This is a genomic window from Pseudomonas sp. NBB, from assembly GCF_032701105.1.
Classification (GTDB): domain Bacteria; phylum Pseudomonadota; class Gammaproteobacteria; order Pseudomonadales; family Pseudomonadaceae; genus Aquipseudomonas; species Aquipseudomonas asiatica.
The window spans coordinates 486,260-507,500 of record NZ_CP103994.1 but is presented as its reverse complement, the minus strand read 5'-3'; the positions used below and the strand labels follow the sequence as shown (position 1 = coordinate 507,500).

At 62.7% G+C, this 21,241-nt stretch carries 22 protein-coding genes (1 of these 22 only partly in view); 11 read left to right on the top strand and 11 right to left on the bottom strand.

Features of this window, described 5'->3' with window-relative positions; translation table 11 throughout:
• Nucleotides 1-986 carry the 5' portion of a tyrosine--tRNA ligase gene (gene tyrS, locus NY023_RS02200; RefSeq protein ID WP_013970622.1) on the bottom strand. 214 nt of this gene lie to the left of the window's left edge, so only the first 986 of its 1,200 coding nucleotides appear in the window; it begins with the start codon at nucleotides 984-986; the stop codon falls past the left edge of the window.
• A gap of 213 nt (nucleotides 987-1,199) precedes the next feature.
• Between tyrS and NY023_RS02195 the strand changes: the two genes are divergently transcribed.
• Together NY023_RS02195 and NY023_RS02190 are read left to right on the top strand one after the other, a co-directional pair.
• Complete coding sequence (locus tag NY023_RS02195; protein WP_013970621.1) at nucleotides 1,200-2,621, top strand: peptidoglycan DD-metalloendopeptidase family protein; 1,422 nt, start codon at nucleotides 1,200-1,202, stop codon at nucleotides 2,619-2,621.
• 4 nt (nucleotides 2,622-2,625) lie between these two features.
• Nucleotides 2,626-3,717 (top strand): anhydro-N-acetylmuramic acid kinase, encoded by a 1,092-nt coding sequence (locus tag NY023_RS02190; protein ID WP_013970620.1) that lies wholly within the window; start codon nucleotides 2,626-2,628, stop codon nucleotides 3,715-3,717.
• A 59-nt stretch (nucleotides 3,718-3,776) separates the two neighbouring features.
• On the opposite strand, the gene erpA is transcribed toward NY023_RS02190, so the two are convergent.
• Both erpA and argC read right to left on the bottom strand, forming a co-directional pair.
• On the bottom strand, nucleotides 3,777-4,127 hold the full coding sequence (gene erpA, locus NY023_RS02185; protein ID WP_015268740.1) for an iron-sulfur cluster insertion protein ErpA: 351 nt from the start codon (nucleotides 4,125-4,127) through the stop codon (nucleotides 3,777-3,779).
• Nucleotides 4,128-4,273: 146 nt separating this feature from the next.
• A complete protein-coding gene (gene argC / locus NY023_RS02180; RefSeq protein WP_013970618.1) occupies nucleotides 4,274-5,308 on the bottom strand; it encodes an N-acetyl-gamma-glutamyl-phosphate reductase in 1,035 nt (344 codons plus the stop codon).
• 141 nt (nucleotides 5,309-5,449) lie between these two features.
• Here argC and hemJ point away from each other — a divergent pair, with 141 nt between their 5' ends.
• The 6 genes from hemJ to NY023_RS02150 all read left to right on the top strand — a co-directional run bounded on the left by hemJ (nucleotide 5,450) and on the right by NY023_RS02150 (nucleotide 9,876).
• Nucleotides 5,450-5,875, top strand: coding sequence for a protoporphyrinogen oxidase HemJ (gene hemJ / locus NY023_RS02175; RefSeq protein ID WP_003258833.1), 426 nt, complete (start codon nucleotides 5,450-5,452; stop codon nucleotides 5,873-5,875).
• A 28-nt stretch (nucleotides 5,876-5,903) separates the two neighbouring features.
• Nucleotides 5,904-6,860: an NAD(P)H-dependent flavin oxidoreductase gene (locus NY023_RS02170; protein ID WP_013970617.1), complete on the top strand. Its 957-nt coding sequence runs from the start codon at nucleotides 5,904-5,906 to the stop codon at nucleotides 6,858-6,860.
• Nucleotides 6,861-6,927: 67 nt separating this feature from the next.
• Nucleotides 6,928-7,710, top strand: coding sequence for an SDR family NAD(P)-dependent oxidoreductase (locus NY023_RS02165; protein ID WP_013970616.1), 783 nt, complete (start codon nucleotides 6,928-6,930; stop codon nucleotides 7,708-7,710).
• A gap of 63 nt (nucleotides 7,711-7,773) precedes the next feature.
• Nucleotides 7,774-8,112 carry a histidine triad nucleotide-binding protein gene (locus NY023_RS02160; protein ID WP_013970615.1) on the top strand — a complete coding sequence of 113 codons (339 nt, stop codon included), beginning with the start codon at nucleotides 7,774-7,776 and terminating at the stop codon, nucleotides 8,110-8,112.
• A 65-nt stretch (nucleotides 8,113-8,177) separates the two neighbouring features.
• Nucleotides 8,178-8,825: a 2-polyprenyl-3-methyl-6-methoxy-1,4-benzoquinone monooxygenase gene (coq7, locus tag NY023_RS02155; RefSeq protein ID WP_003258825.1), complete on the top strand. Its 648-nt coding sequence runs from the start codon at nucleotides 8,178-8,180 to the stop codon at nucleotides 8,823-8,825.
• Nucleotides 8,826-8,835: 10 nt separating this feature from the next.
• A complete protein-coding gene (locus tag NY023_RS02150; RefSeq protein ID WP_013970614.1) occupies nucleotides 8,836-9,876 on the top strand; it encodes a hypothetical protein in 1,041 nt (346 codons plus the stop codon).
• 88 nt (nucleotides 9,877-9,964) lie between these two features.
• On the opposite strand, the gene NY023_RS02145 is transcribed toward NY023_RS02150, so the two are convergent.
• Nucleotides 9,965-10,393 carry an OsmC family protein gene (locus NY023_RS02145; protein ID WP_013970613.1) on the bottom strand — a complete coding sequence of 143 codons (429 nt, stop codon included), beginning with the start codon at nucleotides 10,391-10,393 and terminating at the stop codon, nucleotides 9,965-9,967.
• 191 nt (nucleotides 10,394-10,584) lie between these two features.
• Here NY023_RS02145 and crp point away from each other — a divergent pair, with 191 nt between their 5' ends.
• The gene (gene crp, locus NY023_RS02140; RefSeq protein ID WP_012270218.1) at nucleotides 10,585-11,229 is read left to right on the top strand and encodes a cAMP-activated global transcriptional regulator CRP; all 645 of its coding nucleotides are present in this window, start codon (nucleotides 10,585-10,587) and stop codon (nucleotides 11,227-11,229) included.
• On the opposite strand, the gene NY023_RS02135 is transcribed toward crp, so the two are convergent.
• From NY023_RS02135 to NY023_RS02120, 4 genes are all read right to left on the bottom strand, one after another.
• Nucleotides 11,226-11,930 carry a biotin/lipoate A/B protein ligase family protein gene (locus NY023_RS02135; protein ID WP_013970611.1) on the bottom strand — a complete coding sequence of 235 codons (705 nt, stop codon included), beginning with the start codon at nucleotides 11,928-11,930 and terminating at the stop codon, nucleotides 11,226-11,228. The genes crp and NY023_RS02135 overlap by 4 nt on opposite strands.
• A gap of 166 nt (nucleotides 11,931-12,096) precedes the next feature.
• Nucleotides 12,097-12,930 (bottom strand): indole-3-glycerol phosphate synthase TrpC, encoded by an 834-nt coding sequence (gene trpC, locus NY023_RS02130; RefSeq protein WP_013970610.1) that lies wholly within the window; start codon nucleotides 12,928-12,930, stop codon nucleotides 12,097-12,099.
• Nucleotides 12,927-13,976, bottom strand: a complete 1,050-nt coding sequence (gene trpD, locus NY023_RS02125) for an anthranilate phosphoribosyltransferase (protein ID WP_013970609.1) — start codon at nucleotides 13,974-13,976, stop codon at nucleotides 12,927-12,929. Before trpD ends, trpC begins: the two co-directional genes overlap by 4 nt.
• A gap of 9 nt (nucleotides 13,977-13,985) precedes the next feature.
• Nucleotides 13,986-14,579: an aminodeoxychorismate/anthranilate synthase component II gene (locus tag NY023_RS02120; protein ID WP_003259809.1), complete on the bottom strand. Its 594-nt coding sequence runs from the start codon at nucleotides 14,577-14,579 to the stop codon at nucleotides 13,986-13,988.
• A gap of 368 nt (nucleotides 14,580-14,947) precedes the next feature.
• On the opposite strand from NY023_RS02120, the gene estP reads away from it, so the two are divergent.
• Together estP and NY023_RS02110 are read left to right on the top strand one after the other, a co-directional pair.
• Nucleotides 14,948-16,828, top strand: a complete 1,881-nt coding sequence (estP, locus tag NY023_RS02115; RefSeq protein ID WP_013970607.1) for an esterase EstP — start codon at nucleotides 14,948-14,950, stop codon at nucleotides 16,826-16,828.
• A 246-nt stretch (nucleotides 16,829-17,074) separates the two neighbouring features.
• The gene (locus NY023_RS02110; protein WP_013970314.1) at nucleotides 17,075-18,028 is read left to right on the top strand and encodes an IS110 family transposase; all 954 of its coding nucleotides are present in this window, start codon (nucleotides 17,075-17,077) and stop codon (nucleotides 18,026-18,028) included.
• Between the two features lie 103 nt (nucleotides 18,029-18,131).
• Here the strand turns inward: NY023_RS02110 and trpE are convergent, their stop codons facing one another.
• The 3 genes from trpE to rpe form a co-directional block, all read right to left on the bottom strand.
• On the bottom strand, nucleotides 18,132-19,613 hold the full coding sequence (trpE, locus tag NY023_RS02105; protein ID WP_013970606.1) for an anthranilate synthase component I: 1,482 nt from the start codon (nucleotides 19,611-19,613) through the stop codon (nucleotides 18,132-18,134).
• A gap of 69 nt (nucleotides 19,614-19,682) precedes the next feature.
• Nucleotides 19,683-20,501, bottom strand: coding sequence for a phosphoglycolate phosphatase (locus tag NY023_RS02100; protein WP_013970605.1), 819 nt, complete (start codon nucleotides 20,499-20,501; stop codon nucleotides 19,683-19,685).
• Entirely contained in the window at nucleotides 20,498-21,172 is a 675-nt protein-coding gene (rpe, locus tag NY023_RS02095) for a ribulose-phosphate 3-epimerase (RefSeq protein WP_013970604.1), read from the bottom strand. Before rpe ends, NY023_RS02100 begins: the two co-directional genes overlap by 4 nt.
• Nucleotides 21,173-21,241 lie beyond the last annotated feature (69 nt).

Here is a 21,241-nt window from a genome sequence, read left to right as displayed (position 1 = left end):
TCGACCTCCGGCAGATCTTCCGGCAACTCGCCTTCCTTCATGCGGTTACCCGCGGCACGGTGAGCATTGGCCGCAGCCTCTTCGCCATGGAAGCGTGCAACGATCTCTTCCGCCAGCTTGATCTTGATGTCGCGCGGATTAGCGCCATTGGCGACGTCGGTACGGAACTGCTCGATCTCTTCCATGGAACGGAAGCTCAGCAGCTCGAAGTAGCGCCACATCAGGGTATCCGGGATCGAAACCAATTTGCTGTACATCACCCCCGGCGCTTCCTGGATACCTACATAGTTACCCAGCGACTTGGACATCTTCTTCACGCCGTCGAGCCCTTCGAGCAGCGGCATGGTCACGATGTTCTGCGCCTCCTGGCCATAGGCGCGCTGCAGCTCACGCCCCATCAGCAGGTTGAACTTCTGGTCGGTACCACCCAGCTCGACATCTGCCTTCAGCGCCACCGAGTCATAACCCTGCACCAGCGGGTACAGGAACTCATGGATGGCAATAGGCTGGTTGGTGGTGTAGCGCTTGTCGAAGTCATCGCGCTCGAGCATGCGCGCCACGGTGTACTGCGATGCCAGGCGAATGAAGTCGGCCGGGGTCAGCTTGTCCATCCAGGTGGAGTTGAACGCGACCTCGGTCTTGGCCGGATCGAGGATCTTGAACACCTGCTGCTTGTAGGTCTCGGCGTTTTCCAGCACCTGCTCGCGGGTCAGCGGCGGGCGCGTGGCGCTCTTGCCGCTCGGGTCACCGATCATGCCGGTGAAGTCACCGATCAGGAAGATGACCTGGTGCCCCAGGTCCTGGAACTGGCGCAGCTTGTTGATCAGCACCGTGTGCCCAAGGTGCAGGTCAGGCGCGGTCGGGTCGAAGCCGGCCTTGATGCGCAGAGGCTGGCCGCGCTTGAGCTTCTCCACCAGTTCCGACTCGACCAGTACTTCTTCCGCACCGCGCTTGATAAGCGCCAGCTGCTCTTCAACCGACTTCATAGACAAACCCGCAAGGCTCAGATTCAGGGGGAGCCAACCATACAAGATCGGCCGTCAATTACAAGTTTCGCAAAGGAATGTGACCCGAACACACGCTTGCGGCGTCTACGCGCCCTTGCGTGAAAATGGATTTGGTTATATTTTATACAGTTATTTCATCTTCATCATGTCATTCATCTTTTCCATTTCACCTTTTTCAAAGTCACCTTGCCCATGACCAACGAACCGCCTAAAGCGCCCCCGCTTTATCCGAAAAGCCATCTGTTGGCCGCCAGCGGCATCGCCGCCCTGCTCAGCCTGGCCCTGCTGGTGTTTCCCTCCAGCGAAGTGGAAGCCAAGAAAACCACCCTCAACCTCGAGCTGGAGAGCCCTGCCGAGCAGTTGAAGGACGAATCCCGCGCTGCGCCCCTGGTGCAGGCAGAAGGTGAGCAAGGCTCGCCATTCGCCCAAATCGAAGAGACCACCCCCGAGACCCAGAAGGCCGAGCAGGAAGCCCCTGCCGCCGAACCGGTCGTCGAAGCCGCCAAGCAACCCAGCCACCGCGAAGTCACTGTGGCCCGGGGCGATACCCTGTCCACCCTGTTCGCCAAGGTCGGCCTGCCGAGCAACGCGGTGCACGACCTGCTGGCCAGCAACAAGCAGGCCAAGCAGTTCAGCCAGCTCAAGCACGGCCAGGTGCTGCAGTTCGAGCTCGACAAGGACGGCCAGCTGGCCAGCCTGCACAGCAAGGTCAGCAACCTCGAAACCATTCGCCTGACCAAGACCGACAAGGGCTATACCTTCAACCGCGAGATCAGCAAGCCGGTTGTGCGTACCGCCTACGCCCACGGCGTGATCAAAAGCTCGCTGTCGGCCTCGGCCCAACGTGCCGGCCTGTCCCACAGCATGACCATGGACATGGCTCGCGTGCTGGGTTACGACATCGATTTCGCCCAGGACATTCGCCCGGGCGATGAATTCGACGTGGTCTACGAGCAGAAGGTAATGGACGGCAAGGTCGTCGGCACCGGTAACATCCTGTCCGCGCGCTTCACCAACCGCGGCAAGACCTACACCGCGGTGCGCTATACCAACAAGCAGGGCAACACCAGCTACTACACCGCCGATGGCAACAGCCTGCGCAAGGCCTTCATCCGCACCCCGGTCGACTTCGCCCGCATCAGCTCGCGCTTCTCCGCCGGCCGCAAGCACCCGATCCTGAACAAGATCCGTGCCCACAAAGGCGTCGACTACGCCGCCCCACGCGGCACTCCAATCAAGGCAGCCGGTGACGGCCGCATCGAGCTGGCCGGGCGCCGCGGTGGTTACGGCAACACCGTGATCATCCAGCACGGCAACCGCTACAAGACGCTGTACGGCCACATGCAGGGCTTTGCCAAGGGCATCAAGACCGGCGGCTCGGTCAAGCAGGGCCAGATCATCGGCTACATCGGCACCACCGGCCTGTCCACCGGTCCGCACCTGCACTACGAGTTCCAGGTCAATGGCGTGCACGTCGACCCGCTGAGCCAGAAGGTGCCGATGGCCGACCCGATCGCCAGGAACGAGCGCCAGCGTTTCCTGCAGCAGAGCCAACCCCTGATCGCCCGCATGGATCAGGAAAAGGCCACCCTGCTCGCAGCGAACAAGCGCTAAGCCCATGGGGCTCTACCTGGGGGTGATGTCCGGCACCAGCCTCGATGGCCTGGACATTGCCTTGATCGAACAAGGCGAGCAGCTCCAACTGCTCGCCACCCACTACCTGCCCATGCCCGGCGACCTGCGCCAGGAACTGCTGGGCCTTTGCAGCAGCGGCCCTGACGAGATCGCCCGCGCTGCACTGGCGGAAAACCGCTGGGCCAGCCTGGCAGGCGAAGGCATCCGCGAGCTGCTGACCAGGCAAGGGCTGCAGGCCGGAGCCATCCGCGCCATCGGCAGCCACGGCCAGACCATCCGACACGAACCTGCACGCGGCTTTACCGTGCAGATCGGCAACCCGGCGCTGCTGGCCGAGCTTACCGGCATCAGCGTAGTCGCCGACTTCCGCCGGCGCGATGTGGCCGCCGGTGGCCAAGGTGCGCCACTGGTGCCGGCCTTCCATGAAACCCTGTTCAGCCACCTGGGCCAGCGCCTGGCAATTCTCAACGTGGGCGGCTTCAGCAACCTCAGCCTGATCGAACACGACAAGCCAGTCCACGGCTTCGACTGCGGCCCGGGCAACGTGCTGCTGGATGCCTGGATCGAACGCAAGCGCGGCCAGGCCTACGATGCGGATGGGGCTTGGGCTGCCTCGGGCTTGGTGCGAGCCGACTTGCTCAGCGCACTGCTGGCCGACCCGTTCTTCGCCGGAATCGGCCCGAAGAGCACCGGACGCGAAGTATTCAACCTGTCCTGGCTGGAAGGTCACCTGGCCCGCCTGCCTGCTTACCGCGACGAGGACGTACAGGCAACTTTGCTGGAACTGACCGCACGCAGCATCATCGACTCGTTGAGCAACGCCCAGCAAGGCACCGAAGCGCTGCTGGTCTGCGGTGGCGGTGCGCGCAACGGCGCCCTGATGGCACGCCTTGGCCAGTTGCTGCCCGACGCCCGTGTCGCCAGCACCGGCGCCCATGGCGTGGACCCGGACTGGGTCGAAGCCATGGCCTTCGCCTGGCTGGCCCACTGCTGCCTGGAAGGCATCGCTGCCAATCGCCCTAGCGTGACAGCGGCCAAGGGCCTGCGCGTACTCGGCGCAATCTACCCGGCCTGAACCTTACGCCAGAAAGCAAAACGCCGCGCAATTGCGCGGCGTCTTCGTATGGCCAGGCCTCAGATCGAGAACGAGGAGCCGCAGCCACAGGTGGTGGCAGCGTTCGGGTTCTTGATCACGAAGCGCGAGCCTTCCAGACCTTCCTGGTAATCCACTTCGGCGCCGGCGAGGTACTGGAAGCTCATTGGGTCGACCACAAGGGAAACACCTTCGCGCTCGACGATGGTGTCGTCTTCGGCCACGTCCTCATCGAAGGTGAAGCCATACTGGAAGCCCGAGCAGCCACCACCGGTGACGAACACGCGCAGCTTCAGACGATCGTTGCCTTCCTCGGAAACCAGGTTCTTCACCTTTTGCGCAGCGCCGTGGGTGAATTCCAAAGCGGTAGGGGTGAAGGTTTCGACGCTCATGTTGATTCTCCCGGCGTGGTAGCCGCCATAAAACTCGATGACGCGCATTATCCGCTTTCCCGAGAAAATCGGTCAAGAATTGTGCGGCTTTAGTCGCGACCTACAAAAAGGCCCGCACGACGCGGGCCTTTTCGAATGCTGGCGGCTTACGGCAGCAGGCCGGCGTGTGACAAGCCCATGCGCTCGTCCAGGCCGAACAGGATGTTGAGGTTCTGCACTGCCTGGCCGGACGCGCCCTTGACCAGGTTGTCGATCACCGACAGCACCACCACCAGGTCACCACCTTGCGGGCGATGAACGGCAATGCGGCAGACGTTGGCACCGCGCACACTGCGGGTTTCCGGATGGCTGCCAGCCGGCATCACGTCGACGAACGGTTCGTTGGCGTAACGCTTCTCGAACAGCGCCTGCAGGTCGACCGAAGTGTCGGCGACGGTAGCGTACAGGGTGGCGTGGATGCCACGGATCATTGGCGTCAGGTGCGGCACGAAAGTCAGGCCGATATCCTTGCCAGCGGCCAGGCGAAGACCTTGGCTGATTTCCGGCAGGTGGCGATGACCCTTCACTGCATAGGCTTTCATGCTTTCGCCGGCTTCGCAGAACAGCGAGCCCACCGCCGCACCGCGGCCAGCGCCGCTGACACCCGACTTGCAGTCGGCGATCAGGCGCGACGGGTCGGCCAGGCCAGCTTCCAGCAGCGGCAGGAAGCCCAGTTGGGTAGCAGTCGGGTAGCAACCCGGCACAGCGATCAGGCGCGCCTGGCGAATCTTCTCGCGGTTGACTTCAGGCAGGCCGTATACCGCGTCCTTGAGCAGCTCTGGCGCACCGTGCGGCTGGCCGTACCACTTGCCCCACTCGGCGGCGTCCTGCAGGCGGAAGTCGGCCGACAGGTCGATCACCTTGGTACCTGCCGCCAGCAGTTCGCCAGCCAGGGCGTGGGCAACACCGTGCGGGGTGGCGAAAAACACCACGTCGCAGGCGGCCAGGGTCTTGCTGTCCGGCACGCTGAACGCCAGACCGTCATAGTGGCCGCGCAGGTTCGGGTACATGTCCGCCACTGCAACGCCCGCCTCGGAGCGCGAAGTGATGACCGCCACTTCGGCCTGTGGATGCTGTGCCAGCAGACGCAACAGTTCGACGCCGGTGTAACCCGTGCCGCCGACGATACCGACCTTGATCATAACGCTTGCCCCTTATCAACGAGCCGTCTGGAAAGCGCACGATAATAGGGGCGCAAGGCGCCTGTAACAACTCTTCGGGTGACCCTTCGGGCGCTTGACCACTACTATCTGACGACCGTGAATACCTGAAGGAACTCCCCCATGCTTTACCTATGGATCAAAGCGCTGCATATCGTCAGCGTGGTCTGCTGGTTCGCCGGCCTGTTCTACCTGCCGCGGCTGTTCGTCTACCACGCCCAAAGCCAGGACAGCATCAGCCAGGAACGCTTCGTGACCATGGAGCGCAAGCTGTTTCGCGGCATCATGAACCCGGCGATGATCGCCACCTACGTATTCGGCGCGTGGATGCTCTATCTCACGCCCGGCTGGCTCAGCCAGGGCTGGCTGCATGCCAAGCTGACCCTGGTCATCCTGCTGACCGTCTACCATCACATGTGCGGCGCCCAGCGCAAGCGCTTCGCCAGCGGCAGCAACACCCGCAGCCATGTCTACTATCGCTGGTTCAACGAAGTACCCGTATTGTTCCTGCTGGGTATCGTAATTCTGGTGGTGGTCAAACCGTTTTGACATAGCCACCCGCTCAAGGAGCCTTGCCATGTCGCTACCTGCCTCCCTCGAACAACGCCTGCGCCTGCCCGTGGTTGCCGCACCGATGTTCCTGATCTCCAACCCCAGGCTGGTACTGGCCTGCTGTTCCAACGGCGTGGTCGGCAGCTTCCCGGCCCTGAACCAGCGCGACAGTGCCGGCTTCAAGGCCTGGCTGGAGGAAATCGAGGCAGGCCTGGCACTGTTGCAGGCGCCAGCACCCTATGCCGTCAACCTGATCGTCCACCCGACCAACCCGCGCCTGCAGGCCGACCTGGCCTTGTGCGTGGAGCATCGCGTACCGATCGTCATCACCAGCCTCGGCGCGGTGAAGGAAGTGGTCGATGCCGTACATGGCTACGGCGGCCTGGTGTTCCACGATGTCACCACCCGCCGCCATGCCGAGAAAGCCGCCGAAGCCGGCGTCGATGGCCTGATCGCCGTCGCTGCGGGCGCAGGCGGCCATGCTGGCACCTGGAGCCCGTTCGCCCTGGCCGCAGAGATTCGCCAGTTCTTCGACAAGACCCTGCTGCTGGCCGGCTGCCTCAACCACGGCCACGAGATCCTCGCCGCGCAAATGCTGGGTGCGGACCTTGCGTACATGGGCACCCGCTTCATCGCCACCGCAGAAAGCCAGGCCCCGGGCGCCTACAAGCAGATGCTGCTCGATTCCCATGCCGCCGACATCATCCACACCCCAGCGGTGTCCGGCGTCCCTGCCAGCTTCCTGCGCCCGAGCCTGGAGCAAGCTGGCTACGACATGGATAACCTCAAGGGCGGCCACGAGCAAGGCAAGCTCAAGCCGATCGACGATGAAGCCAAGGCCTGGAAGACCGTGTGGTCGGCGGGCCAGGGGGTCGGCGGTATCGACGACCTGCCCAGTGCCAGCGCGCTCATCGGACGGCTGCATGACGAGTACCGGGACGCTCTGGAGCGCTGCCAGGCCCTGCGCGACCGTACCTTGTAGCAAAAGGCAACACCTTGACTGGCCAAGCTGTACACTAGGCGCCCTCTTCAGCCCCCAGGAGCCTTGCATGACCCGTTACGCCATGATCACTGGTGCTTCCAGCGGCCTGGGCCTCGCCCTGGCGGAAGCCCTGGCGCGGCGCGGGCGCAACCTGATCCTGGTGGCTCGCCAGCGTGAAACGCTGGAGCCGGTGGCCATCGAACTGACCCAACGCTTCGGTGTCGAGGTGCTATTCCGCGCCTGCGATCTGAGCCAACCGTTACGCCTGTCAGGCTTCGTGCTTGAACTGGAGGAAGGCGAGCGACGTATAGACCTGCTGGTCAATTGTGCCGGCCTGCGCACCTACGGGCCATTCCTGGCCCATGAGTGGGCGGACGAGCAGGACTTGCTGGAAGTCAACGTGCTGGCCCTGAGCCGCCTGTGCCACGCCATCGGTAACCTGATGGCCGTGCAGGGCGGCGGACAGATCCTCAATGTCGCGGGCCTGGCAGGGGTGGCGCCTGGCCCGTGGATGGCCGCCTATGCCGCTAGCAAGGCCTATGTACTGAGCTTCTCCCAGGCCTTGCGTGAAGAACTCAAGCGCACCGGCATCAAGGTTTCGGTACTGTGCCCAGGCCCGGTGCACTCCTCGCGCCGGCGCATTCCGCGGCTGGATGGCAAGCCACGCTGCCTCAGCCCTGAGGAAGTTGCGCTGTACACGGTACGCGCGCTGGACAAGAACCGCGCGCTGATCATGCCCGGCCGGCGCAACCGCTGGCTGGCGTTCGCCCCGCGTCTGCTGCCGCGCTGGCTGGTGCGCAAGCTGGCCGGTGCCATCCACCGCCGCTATTGCCCGGTTGGTATGGAATAGCTACTGGGCGAGCGGCGCCCGGCTGAGTACACTCGGCCCGACCCTCACCATGGAGCAAGTGCTGTGGACGATTTATTCATCAAGATCATCAACCGGGAAATCCCGGCGAAGATCATCTACGAGGACGACCAGGTTCTGGCGTTCCACGATATCGCCCCCCAGGCGCCCGTGCATTTTCTGGTCATCCCGAAAAAGCACATCCGCACTCTCAATGACTTGACCGAGGAAGACAAAGGCCTGGCTGGTCACATCTTGTTCACCGCCCAGCGCCTGGCCAAGGAACTTGGCTGCGAAGAAGGCTTCCGCGTAGTCATGAACTGCAACGAGCAAGGCGGCCAGACCGTCTACCACATCCACATGCACGTGCTTGGCCAGCGCCAGATGCACTGGCCACCGGGCTGATCCACGGCAAGCGACCCTGCCACTATTGCGGTAAACTGTCGGGCACATTCTTGCGGAGGTGCCCGATGGCTACCGAACGTCACTACTCGCCGCTCGACCGCTTGTTGCTGCAGGCCGATACCGCCATGCGCACCTTGCTGCCCTTCAGCGGCCAACCCGCCCGCCCATCGCCGGCCATCGTCCAGCCGGACGTCGACCTTGACGAACAGCAGGCCCGCCATGTTGCCGGGCTGATGCGTATCAACCACACCGGTGAAGTGTGCGCCCAGGCGCTGTACCAGGGCCAGGCCCTGACCGCCAAGCTGCCCGAAGTGCGCAAGGCCATGGAACATGCCGCCGAGGAAGAAGTGGACCACCTGGCCTGGTGCGAACAGCGCATTCGCCAGCTGAACAGCCACCCCAGCGTGCTCAACCCGTTGTTCTACGGCATGTCGTTCGGTATCGGTGCACTCGCCGGGCTGGTCAGCGACAAGGTCAGCCTGGGCTTTGTCGCCGCCACCGAGCATCAGGTGTGCAAGCACCTCGACGAGCACCTGGAGCAGATTCCGCAGGAAGACGAAAAGTCCCGGGCCATCCTCGAACAGATGCGCGTCGACGAGGAACAGCACGCCGAGTCTGCACTGGAAGCCGGCGGTTATCGCTTCCCTGCTCCGGTTCGCTTTGGCATGAGCCTGTTGGCCAAAGTCATGACCAAGAGCACCTACCGTATCTGAAGGCATCACCATGACGGACCGTTTCGACGCCAAGGACCTGGCGCGCGCCGTGCAAGCCGGCATTCTCCAGCCGGGCCAGGACCAGGCCCTGCTGGCATTCCTGCGCCAGCGACCAGCACAGCGTGGCAGCTTCCAGCTGGCCCATGTCGCGTTCTACTTCGGCGCCATGCTGATCATGGCAGCCATGGGCTGGTTGCTCACCGAAGCCTGGATGCGCATCGGCGACTGGGCGCTACTGCTCATCGCCAGCCTCTATATTCTGCTGCTCACACTGTTCGCCGTTAACCTGCAACGGCGCGTACAGCCCGTCGCGGCCGGGGTACTGGCGGCGGTGGCGGTCAGCATCGTGCCGTTGGCGGTGTTCGCCATCGAACGGCTGGCCGGCTGGTGGCCAATGGATGATGCGCAGGCGAACTATCACCAGTACTACACCTACGTGCAGGGCGGCTGGCTGGCAATGGAAGCAGCCACGGTACTTGCCGGGCTGTTGATGCTGAGGCTGATCCCCTACCCGTTTATCGTCATGCCGATTGCCGTCGCCCTGTGGTTCATGTCGATGGACTTGAGCGAATGGTTTTTCGGCTCGCCATTCAGCTGGGAACAGCGCCGCGAGGTTTCGCTGTGGTTCGGTCTGGGCTTGCTGGTGCTTTTTGTTGGTGTGGACGGCCGCACCCGCGAAGACTATGCCCACTGGGGCTACCTGGCCGGGCTGGCGGCATTCTGGGGCGGGCTGACGCTGGTGGACAGCGGCAGCGAGCTGGGCAAGGCCCTGTACTGCCTGATCAATATTGCCTTGATGGGAATGGCGGTGCTGTTGCGCCGGCCGGTGTTCATGGTGTTCGGGGCGTTGGGTGTGGCGGCTTACCTGGGGTACCTGTCGTACGAGGTGTTTGCCGACTCGCTGCTGTTCCCGGTGGTGGTGACCCTGATCGGGCTGGGGGTTATCGGGCTGGGGCTGGTTTACCAGAAGCGGCGGGAGCGGTTGAGCCGGGTGATGCGCGATTGTTTGCCGGGATGGGTGCGGGCTGCGCTGCCGGCGCTTCGCAGCTGAAATTGCCAGGGCCGCTCCTACAGGTGGTACGCGATCCCTTGTAGGAGCGGCCTTGTGTCGCGATGGGGCGCAAAGCGGCCCCAAAATGTCAGCCTTGACCCAGCTCTACAATCTCGTACCCGTGGCTAATCTCAACCCCGGCACGCTCGAGCATGATCGAAGCCGAGCAATACTTCTCCGCCGACAGCTCTACCGCACGCTTGACCTGGGCCTCCTTCAGCCCACGCCCCTTCACCACGAAGTTCATGTGGATCTTGGTAAACACCTTCGGGTCTTCGCTGGCACGCTCGGCCTCCAGGAACGCCTCGCAGCTTTCCACCGCCTGGCGCGACTTCTTCAGAATGCTGACCACGTCAAAGCTGCTGCAGCCACCCAGGCCCAGCAACAGCATCTCCATCGGGCGCACGCCCAGGTTACGGCCACCGGCCTCGGGCGGGCCGTCCATCACGACGACATGGCCGCTCCCCGATTCGCCGAGGAACATCGCCTCACCGGCCCACTGGATACGTGCCTTCATCTACCCGGACTCCTGATTTACGAAAAAGGGTGTCAGCTTAGACCTTGTACGGCTGTGGGAAAAGTACGAGTCATGTCGGTTTAGTACCGAAACATCCGGTAGTGTCTGATAAGCTGGCGCCAAATGACTGGCGCACTTCGCCAGCCAACCTTTATAAAAAGCCTATGCGTCATGTCGAACAGGATTTCGTGATGGTTGCTTCCGCCCTACCCGCCAAGATCAAGAACATCGACAAGCTGCTGGTGCACTGCCAGCGCCGTCGCTATACCGCCAAAAGCAACATCATCTGCGCCGGCGACCGGGCCGAGACACTGTCGTTCATCATCAAGGGTTCGGTCACCATCCTCATCGAGGACGATGACGGCCATGAAATGATCATCGCCTACCTCAACAATGGCGACTTCTTCGGCGAGCTGGGCCTGTTCGAACCAGTCGAAGGTGAACAGCAGCGCAGTGCCTGGGTGCGCGCCAAGACCGAATGCGAAGTGGCCGAAATCAGTTATGAGAAATTTCGCGAACTGGCGCGCCAGGACCCGGAAATCCTTTATGCCTTGGGCAGCCAGATGGCCCAGCGCCTGCGCAACACCACGCGCAAGGTCGGCGACCTGGCGTTCTTCGACGTTACCGGGCGTGTCGCCCGCTGCCTGCTGGAACTGTGCAAGCAACCCGACGCCATGACCCACCCCGATGGCATGCAGATCAAGATCACTCGTCAGGAAATCGGCCGCATCGTCGGTTGCTCGCGGGAAATGGTCGGCCGCGTCCTCAAGGACCTTGAAGAACGCAGCCTGGTGCAGGTCAAAGGCAAGACCATGGTGGTCTACGGTACCCGCTAGTCCCTGGGCAGGTCGGCCAGCACCTTGGCATAGGCCTGCGACAGCCGCTCGAACCATGGGGCCGCAGGCGCCACTTCGTGCAGGGCGATGTGCGCATCGGCGCGGCAGCGCTGCTCCAGCTCGCAGCACTCGTTGAAGCGGTTGACCGCAGCCACCATCGAATCACGCTCGTTGTCCAGCAGCAGCGCACCGTGCACCAGCACCACCGGGCGCTTTCCACCCAGCCCCTGGCGCCAGCGCTGGGCGGTGCCCACCAGTTTGCGGCCATTGAGGTTGACGTTGTAGCGGCCATCGCAGAAGGCGCCGTCGATTTCGCCCACCGACGCCACCCCGCCCCACTCGCGCAGCACCTCACACAGCGGCAGGCAGAGGCGCTCGTAGGCGTTTTCGATACGGCCGTGGTCGCCTTCGCTGCGGGGGGCAACATAGACCAGGGCTACGTTCACCGTGGAGTGTGACTGCGGCACCGGTTCGCCGCCGGTTTCGCGCAGCAGCACCGGCCAGCCGGCAATCGCCAGCTCCGCGCAGGCGGCTTCGAAGTTTTCCAGACGGCTCATGCGCCGGGGCATGACCAGGGCGTGGTCGGTCGGGCGCCAGAACAGCACGCCACTGTCGCACTCCCCGCGGCAGACGGCGGCCAGCAATTCCTGTTCGGCGTGCAGGCCTTGTTCTACGGTCAGGGCCAGGGGTTGATCGGTCATTGATCCACCTATGTGTTTTTTTTACCGGCCTCTTCGCGGGCTCGCCCGCTCCCACAGGAATTCCACAGATGCCAAAGCCGGTGATCATCCTGTGGGAGCGGGCGAGCCCGCGAAGGGGCCATTACAGACATACAAAAAAGCCGGCAATAACGCCGGCTTCATTCGGTCAGTCCAGTTGCTGAACAGTCTTCTTCACCTGTTCCGGGAAGAACAACCGCTGCAATTCAAGCCCTGGCTGCTCGGCGCGCATGAATGCCTCACCTACCAGGAACGAGTAGACCTCATTGATCGCCATCAGCTCCACATCGGCCCGGTTCAAGATGCCGCTCTCGGTAACCGCCAGGCGATCACGCGGAATACGCGGCAGCAGGTCGAGGGTGGTTTCCAGGCTGACCTCGAAGGTGTGCAGATTGCGGTTGTTCACCCCCACCAGCGGTGTATCCAGGGTTTTCAACGCGCGCTCCAGTTCATCGCCATCGTGCACTTCCACCAGCACGTCGAGGCCAACATCCTTGGCCGTGGCCGCCAGTTCGGCCATCTTCACGTCATCCAGCGCCGACACGATCAGCAGCACACAGTCCGCGCCCAAGGCCCGGGCCTCGACAATCTGGTACGGATCGACCATGAAGTCCTTGCGGATCACCGGCAGCGACACCGCCGCGCGGGCCTGCTGCAGGTACTCGTCGGCGCCCTGGAAGTAATCCACATCGGTCAGCACCGACAGGCAGGTCGCCCCGCCCTTCTCGTAGCTGACGGCGATTTCCGCCGGCACGAAATTCTCGCGAATCACGCCCTTGCTCGGCGAGGCCTTCTTGATTTCGGCAATCACCGCCGGCTGCTTGCGCGCGGCTTGCTCGATCAGGGCCTTGGCAAAGCCACGCGGGGCGTCGGCAGCCTTGGCCAGGGCCTCCAGTTCGGCGAGGCTGACGCGCGCGCTGCGCTCGGCCACTTCCTGAAACTTGCGGGCAATGATCCTTTCCAGCACCGTCGGCACACTCATGCTTCGTTCTCCACCTTGAATACTGCAGTAAAGGCACCCAGCTCCTGCAGCTTCTCCCAGGCCAGCCCGGTGTGCAGAACGTCGTGGGCCAGTTCCACACCGGCTTTCAGGCTCATGGCATGGTCAGCGGCATACAGCGCCGCGCCCGCATTGAGCACGATCATCTCGGCGGCCTTCTGGCCGTTTTCGGTCTTGCGTCGGCCCAGCGCATCGCGGATCAGCTCCAGCGACGCCTGCGGGTTCTCGACGGCCAGGCCGTGCAGGCTCTGGCTCTTCATGCCGAGGTCTTCCGGCTCTACCCAGTATTCGGTGATTTCGCCATTTTTCAGTTCGGCGACGAAGGTCGGCGCAGCCAGGCTGAACTCGTCCAGGCCGTCTTTCGAGTGCACCACCAGCACGTGCTTGCTGCCCAGGCGCTGCAGCACTTCAGCCAACGGGCGGCACAGGGTCTGGGCGAATACCCCGACCACCTGGTGCTTCACCCCGGCCGGATTCGTAAGCGGGCCGAGCATGTTGAACAGGGTGCGCAGCCCCAGGTCGCGACGCGGGCCGGCAGCGTGCTTCATGGCCGAATGATGGCTTTGCGCGAACATGAAGCCGATGCCCAGGCTATCGATGCAGCGGGCCACCTGGGTGGGCGTCAGGTTCAGGTAGATACCGGCGGCCTCCAGCAGGTCGGCACTGCCGCTCTTGCCTGATACCGCGCGGTTGCCATGCTTGGCCACGGTGCAACCTGCCGCCGCCAGTACGAACGACGAGGCGGTGGACACGTTGAAGATGTTGGCGCCATCACCGCCGGTACCGACGATATCGACCACGCCATCGAGGCTCTGCAGTTCGACCTTGTCGGCCAGCTCGCGCATCACCGACACCGCACCGACGATCTCGTCGATGCTTTCGCTCTTCATGCGCATGCCCATCAGGAAGGCGCCGATCTGCGCTTCGCTGCACTGGCCGGTCATGATCTGGCGCATGACGTCGCGCATTTCTTCGGTTGAAAGGTCCAGCTGGCCGACGATACGGCTCAACGCACTCTTGATATCCATGTTCGATCCTTAGCGGCGGCCGCCGGTCTGCTTGAGGAAGTTGGCGAACAGTTCGTGGCCCTGTTCGGTCAGGATCGACTCGGGGTGGAACTGCACCCCTTCGATATTCAGCGTCTTGTGGCGCAGGCCCATGATCTCGTCGACCGAACCGTCAGCATGGGCGGTCCAGGCGGTCACTTCCAGGCACTCGGGCAAGGTTTCGCGCTTTACCACCAGCGAGTGGTAACGGGTAACGGTCAACGGGTTGTTGAGGCCGGCGAACACGCCCAGGTCACGGTGATGTACCGGGCTGGTCTTGCCGTGCATCACCTGGCGGGCACGTACCACATCACCACCAAAAGCCTGGCCGATGGACTGGTGGCCCAGGCATACACCGAGAATCGGCAGCTTGCCGGCAAAATGCAGGATGGCCTCGATGGACACGCCCGCCTCACTCGGCGTGCACGGGCCTGGAGATACGACGATGCGCTCGGGGTTGAGGGCTTCGATCTGGGCGATGGTCATTTCGTCATTGCGAATGACCTTTACCTCGGCACCCAGCTCGCCAAGGTACTGAACGACGTTGTAAGTGAATGAGTCGTAATTGTCGATCATCAGTAACATCGGGTTAAACCTCTTGAATCTACTGACTTCAAAATTCGAACCTTCCTGCTTCTGCCAAAGGCGCAGCTTGGCCATTCAGGGGCGGTGGACAGGAAGGCAAACGGGGGCGGGCCGGACGGGCCGGCAGGGGATAAAGTCAGGCGCGCCAACGCCAACGGGCGTGGGCCTTGATAACGCGCATCAAGAGTTTGCTGACGATCAACACAGGATAGGTCTCGCTCATACGTTCCGGCACAGTAGCCTACCGGGGCGGCGGGCGCAATATGCCCGTAAACACGGGGAAACGAATGGACTTGGGAGGGATGCACTGCGATTTGCTAAGGTCGATGGGGTTGTCCTGATAAAAACAAAGAAAAGGATGTTCCCTGATGCGAAAAGCACCGTTATTGCGCTTTACCCTCGCCTCATTGGCGTTAGCCTGCAGCCAGGCCTTTGCTGCACCCTCGCCCTACTCCAGCATGATCGTGTTTGGTGACAGCCTCAGCGACGCTGGGCAGTTTGGCGGGGTGCGCTTCACCAACCGCGATGCCAATGGCAATTATGCGCCAGTGTCACCGATGATCCTGGGCGGGCGGCTTGGTGTGAGCCCGACCGAGCTTGGCCCCTCCACCTCCCCGGTCAATCCGGTGCTGGGGCTTCCCGACGGCAACAACTGGGCAGTCGGTGGCTACACCACCCAGCAGATCCTGGATTCGATCACCAGTACCTCCGAAACCGTCATCCCGCCAGGGCGACCCGGCGCCGGGCTGGTACTGCGTGATAAACCGGGCTACCTGGCCAACGGTCTGCGCGCCGACCCCAACGCGTTGTATTACCTGACTGGCGGCGGCAATGACTTCCTGCAAGGCCTGGTCAACAGCCCGGCCGATGCCGTGGCCGCCGGCGCCCGCCTGGCCGCCAGCGCCCAGGCTCTGCAGCAAGGCGGCGCCCGCTACATCATGGTCTGGCTGCTGCCCGACCTCGGGCAAACACCGAACTTCAGCGGTACGCCGCAACAAAACCCACTGTCGCTGCTATCCGGCGCGTTCAACCAGTCGCTGCTCAGCCAACTGGGGCAGATCGATGCCGAAATCATTCCGCTGAACATCCCTGTGCTGCTGAGCGAAGCGCTGGCCAGCCCCGAACAGTTCGGCCTGGCCAGCGGCCAGAATCTGGTCGGCACCTGCTACAGCGGCGAAGGCTGTGTGGAAAATCCGGTGTACGGCATCAACGGCGCCACGCCAGACCCGACCAAGCTGCTGTTCAACGACTCGGTCCACCCGACCATCGCCGGCCAGCAACTGATTGCCGACTACGCCTATTCAATCATCGCCGCCCCCTGGGAACTGACCTTGCTTCCGGAAATGGCCCACGCCAGCCTGCGCGCTCACCAGGACGAACTGCGCAACCAGTGGCAAACACCCTGGCAGGCAGTTGGCCAGTGGCAGGCCTTCGTTGCCACCGGCGCCCAGGACCTGGACTTCGACGGCCAGCGCAGCGCGGCCAGCGGCGACGGCCGCGGCTACAACCTGACCCTGGGCGGCAGCTACCGCCTTAACGATGCATGGCGCCTGGGCCTGGCCGGAGGCGTGTACCGGCAGAAGCTGGAAGCCGGCGCACAGGACTCGGACTACAAGCTGGACAGCTACCTTGCCAGCGCTTTCGCCCAATACCGCCAGGACCGCTGGTGGGCCGACGCGGCGCTTACCGCCGGGCACCTGGACTACAGCGACCTCAAGCGCACCTTCGCCCTTGGCGTGAACGACCGCAGCGAAAAGGGCGACACCAATGGCGAGGCCTGGGCGATGTCGGGGCGACTGGGCTACAACCTGGCAGCCGAGAGCAGCAGCTGGCAGCTGGCACCGTTCATCAGCGCCGACTATGCGCGGGTGAAGGTGGATGGCTATGACGAGAAGAGCGGGCGCTCGACGGCGCTGGGTTTCGATGACCAGGAACGTACATCACGCCGTTTGGGCGTGGGGTTGCTGGGTAGCGTGCAGGTGCTGCCAGGTACTCGGCTGTTCGCCGAGGTGGCGCAGGAGCACGAGTTCGAGGATGACCAGCAGGATGTGACGATGCACCTGACCAGCCTGCCGGCGAACGATTTCACCCTGACAGGGTATACGCCGCACAGCGACCTGACCCGGGCGAGCCTGGGGGTGAGCCATGAAGTGGTGGCGGGGGTGCATTTGCGCGGCAACTATAACTGGCGCAAGAGTGATGAATTGACGCAGCAGGGAGTGAGCTTGGGCGTCAGCGTCGATTTTTGAATTGATGGGGCCGCTTTGCGGCCCTTCGCGGGCTCGCCCGCTTGTATGGTTAGACTTGAAGGGGTGGTGGGACTAAATGCCCGATTCTGACTGTTCACAGCAGTACAGACCGTGGGAGACATCGCCCCACCCCTTCCACCAAAGCGCCGATAAAGAATGCATCGTTTGCAAGCGACGATAGAAACAAGCCAGCGCCTCTTGGTGAAACCCCTTCAAGCCGAAAAACCATAACGTGAGGAGCGGCCCATGGCAATGCAGGTAGGTAAGTTGATCGTGGGTGCGGATGTCGCGAAAGCTGAGCTGGTTATCCACCACGATGATCGCGACGAGATCATCAGGCTCAAAAACTCCAAACTCGAGATCAGAAGGTGGCTCAAGCAACAACCCCTCAACACCGCTATCGCTGTTGAGGCGACCAACGTCTATCACTTGGACCTGGTTGAATTGGCCCACAGCCTAGGCTTCGAGGTCTATGTCATCGATGGTTTTCAATTGAGCAACTACCGGAAGAGTGTTGGGGGACGGGTTAAAACCGACCCCTCCGATGCTCGGTTGCTGTCCCGTTTTTTAAAAAATGAAGGCGAGGACCTTCGCCCTTGGAGCCCGCCTCCCGCTGTCTACGGCAAGCTTCAGAGCCTCTTGCGACGCAGAGCCGCCTTGGTGACTGCTCGTACTGCAATGACTCAGAGCTGGGCTAACGAAAGCCTTTTGAAAGCCGCCTTCGAAACTTTTGTGAAGTCGATAGATCGGCTGGATCAGTTGATTCAAAAGAAGATTAAAGAAGTACTGCGAGACGCTGGGCTGCAGGAACAAGTCGCTCGCTGCCAGGCAGTAGAGGGCATTGGTTTTCTCACCGCCGCAGCATTGGTGATGGCTTTTACAAGGGGCGAGTTCAAAAGCAGTGACTCGTACATTGCATTCCTAGGAATGGATTTACGAGTCAGTGATTCCGGACAGAAGAATGGGCGACGTCGCCTCACCAAGCGAGGTTGTTCAGAAATTCGTCGCTTATTGCACAACGCTGCGATGGCGGCCAGCAGATCGGCAGCCTGGAAAGGGCTTTACGAACAGCATCGGAGCAGTGGTAAAGCAACAACCCAAGCGTTGGTAATCCTGGCAAGAAAGCTCGCGCGGGTGGCATTCGCCCTGATGAAAAATCAGGACGAATACGTCACTAAAGGCGCGAAACTGGCTTGCTGAAAACCATAGAATCTCCCACAGGTATTGCACAGGCCTTGCAGCATGTGATTTCCCTGTGGGAGCGGGCATGCCCGCGAAGGGCTGCAACGCAGCCCCGATCAACTTATTTGGCCGAAGTCTGCTCAGCCAACGCCACCGCGCGGAACATCGCTCGGCGCTTGTTGATGGTCTCTTCCCATTCCAGCGCCGGCACCGAGTCGGCAACGATGCCACCCCCGGCCTGCACATGCAGCTCACCGTCCTTGATTACCGCGGTACGGATGGCAATGGCGGTATCCATGTTGCCGTTCCACGCGAAGTAACCGACGGCACCACCGTAAACCCCACGTTTGACCGGCTCCAGCTCGTCGATGATCTCCATCGCGCGAATCTTCGGCGCACCCGAAAGCGTACCGGCCGGCAGGATCGCCCGCAGTGCGTCCATCGCCGTCAGCCCTTCGCGCAGCTGGCCAGTGACGTTGGACACAATGTGCATCACGTTGGAGTAACGCTCGATCACCATCTTCTCGGTCAGGCGCACGCTGCCGGTCGAGGACACGCGACCGACGTCGTTACGGCCCAGGTCGATGAGCATCAGGTGCTCGGCAATTTCCTTGTCGTCCGACAGCAGGTCGTCTTCCAGCGCGCGGTCGGCCTCTTCGGTAGCACCACGCGGGCGGGTGCCGGCAATCGGGCGTACGGTGACCAGGTTGTCCTCGACGCGTACCAGCACCTCGGGCGAGCTGCCGACCACATGGAAGTCGCCAAAGTTGAAGAAGTACATGTACGGCGTCGGGTTGAAGCAGCGCAGCGCGCGGTACAGGTCGATAGGCGCCGCCTTGAAGTCGATCGACATGCGCTGCGACGGTACCACCTGCATGCAGTCACCAGCCAGGATGTATTCCTTGATGCGGCCGACGGCGTTCTCGTAATCCTCGCGGGTATAGCTGGAGCGGAATTCCGGCTCGGCAGCCTGCGGGCCACTCAGGTCCAGGCCACGGCGTGGAGTGATCGGCTGACGCAGGGTTTCCAGCAGGCCTTGCAGGCGTGCCTGGCCCTGTTCGAAAGCCTGCTCTTCCGCCGGATCGACCAGCACGATCGCGTGCATCTTGCCCGCCAGGTTGTCGAACACCACCACCGCATCGGACACCATCAGCAGGATATCCGGCACACCCAGCGGGTCCGGGTTGGGGCTGGCGCCCAGGCGCTTTTCCACATAGCGCACGCAGTCGTAGCCGAAGTAGCCGACCAGGCCGCCGTTGAAGCGCGGCAGGCCAGGGATATCGGCGACCTTGTAACGGTCCTTGAAGGTTTCGACGAAGGCCAGCGGGTCTTCGACATCGTGGCTTTCCACCTCCACGCCATCCTGCAGGATGCTGACGTGGTAACCGTGCACACGCATCACGGTGCGCGACGGCAGGCCGATCATCGAGTAACGGCCCCATTTCTCGCCGCCCTGCACCGATTCGAGCAGGTACGAGTTGGGCTGGTCGGCCAGTTTCAGGTAGATCGACAGCGGCGTGTCAAAGTCGGCCAGGGTTTCGCAGGCCAGGGGAATGCGGTTGTAGCCGGCAGCGGCCAGGCGCAGGAATTCTTCGCGGGTCATGGGTAGCCTCGTGGCAAGCAGCAATAGGTCAGGCAAACGGACGGGCCGGCACGCGCCGGCAGGCTGAAGTCAGGCGCGCCAACGCCAACGGGCCAGGGCCTTGATGACTTTCATCCAGAATTTGCCGGTAACCGCCACGGTGGACTCTCTGTCTTGTGAGGCTTGAAGGTCCGCCAACGTTATCCCAGTGGCCGGGTCTGCGCAACCGGGCAGCAATGCACGCAGGTCGTCGATCACCAGGCTGGGGGATTCGTCGTGGATCGGCCGGCCATGGTTGTAGCCGTAGGTCAGGCCGACGCACTGCACGCCAGCCGCCTTGGCCGCCAGCACGTCACTGCGTGAATCGCCGACAAACAGCGACTGCTGCGGGGTGACACCGGCCATCTGCATGACGAACAGCAACGCCGCAGGGTCGGGCTTTTTCTGCGGCAGGGTGTCGCCACCGATGATCCAGCGGAAGTAGTTGCCGATCTTCATCTGGTCCAGCAGCGGGCCAACGAAGCGCTCGGGCTTGTTGGTGATCAGAGCCATCTCCACGCCCTGCTTGCGCAGCCAGCGCAGGGTGTCCTGCACACCGGGGTAGACCACGGTCAGTTCGTGGCTTTCGGCATAGGCATCCATGAACAGCGCCAGCGCCTGGTCGGCCAGCGCATCTTCCACGGCAGCGTGGTCGATGCCGCCGGCCAGCGCCCGGCGCACCAGCACCTGGGCACCGTTGCCCACCCAGTGGCGCACCGCCTCCAGGCCGGCAGGCGGGCGCCCCAGTTCGAGCAGCATGCGGTCCACGGCGGCGGCCAGGTCTGGCACGGAATCGATCAGGGTACCGTCCAGATCGAACATCACCAGCCTGGGCAGCGTCCCCGGGAACAGCTGCTCGAAGCCGCTCATGGGCGGGCCTGAGCCAGTTCGGCACGCATCCTGGCGATGACTTCCTGGTAGTCCGGGGCGTTGAAGATTGCCGAGCCGGCCACGAAGGTGTCGGCGCCAGCGGCAGCGATCTCGCGGATGTTGTTGACGTTGACGCCACCGTCGATTTCCAGGCGGATATCACGGCCGCTGGCGTCGATCAGCGCACGCGCCTCGCGCAGCTTGTCGAGGGTGCCAGGGATGAACTTCTGCCCGCCAAAGCCAGGATTGACGCTCATCAGCAGCACCATGTCGATCTTGTCCATCACATACTTCAAGGCATCCAGGCTGCTGGCCGGGTTGAACACCAGACCGGCCTTGCAACCACCGTCCTTGATCAGCTGCAGCGAACGGTCGATGTGCTGCGAGGCCTCCGGGTGGAAGGTGATGTAGGTGGCGCCAGCTTCGATGAAGTCGCCGATGATGCGGTCGACCGGGCTGACCATAAGGTGCACGTCGATCGGGGCGGTGACGCCGTAATTGCGTAGAGCGGTGCAGACCATCGGACCGATGGTCAGGTTGGGGACGTAGTGGTTGTCCATCACATCGAAGTGGACGATGTCGGCACCCGCGGCCAATACCTTGTCGACGTCCTCGCCCAGACGGGCGAAATCGGCGGAGAGAATGGAGGGGGCAATAGCGTAGGGCTGCATGGCGCACCTGTTGGCAGAATCACGGTGGCGCGCATTGTAACCCAGGGAAGCGGATGAAGGCTGATTAGC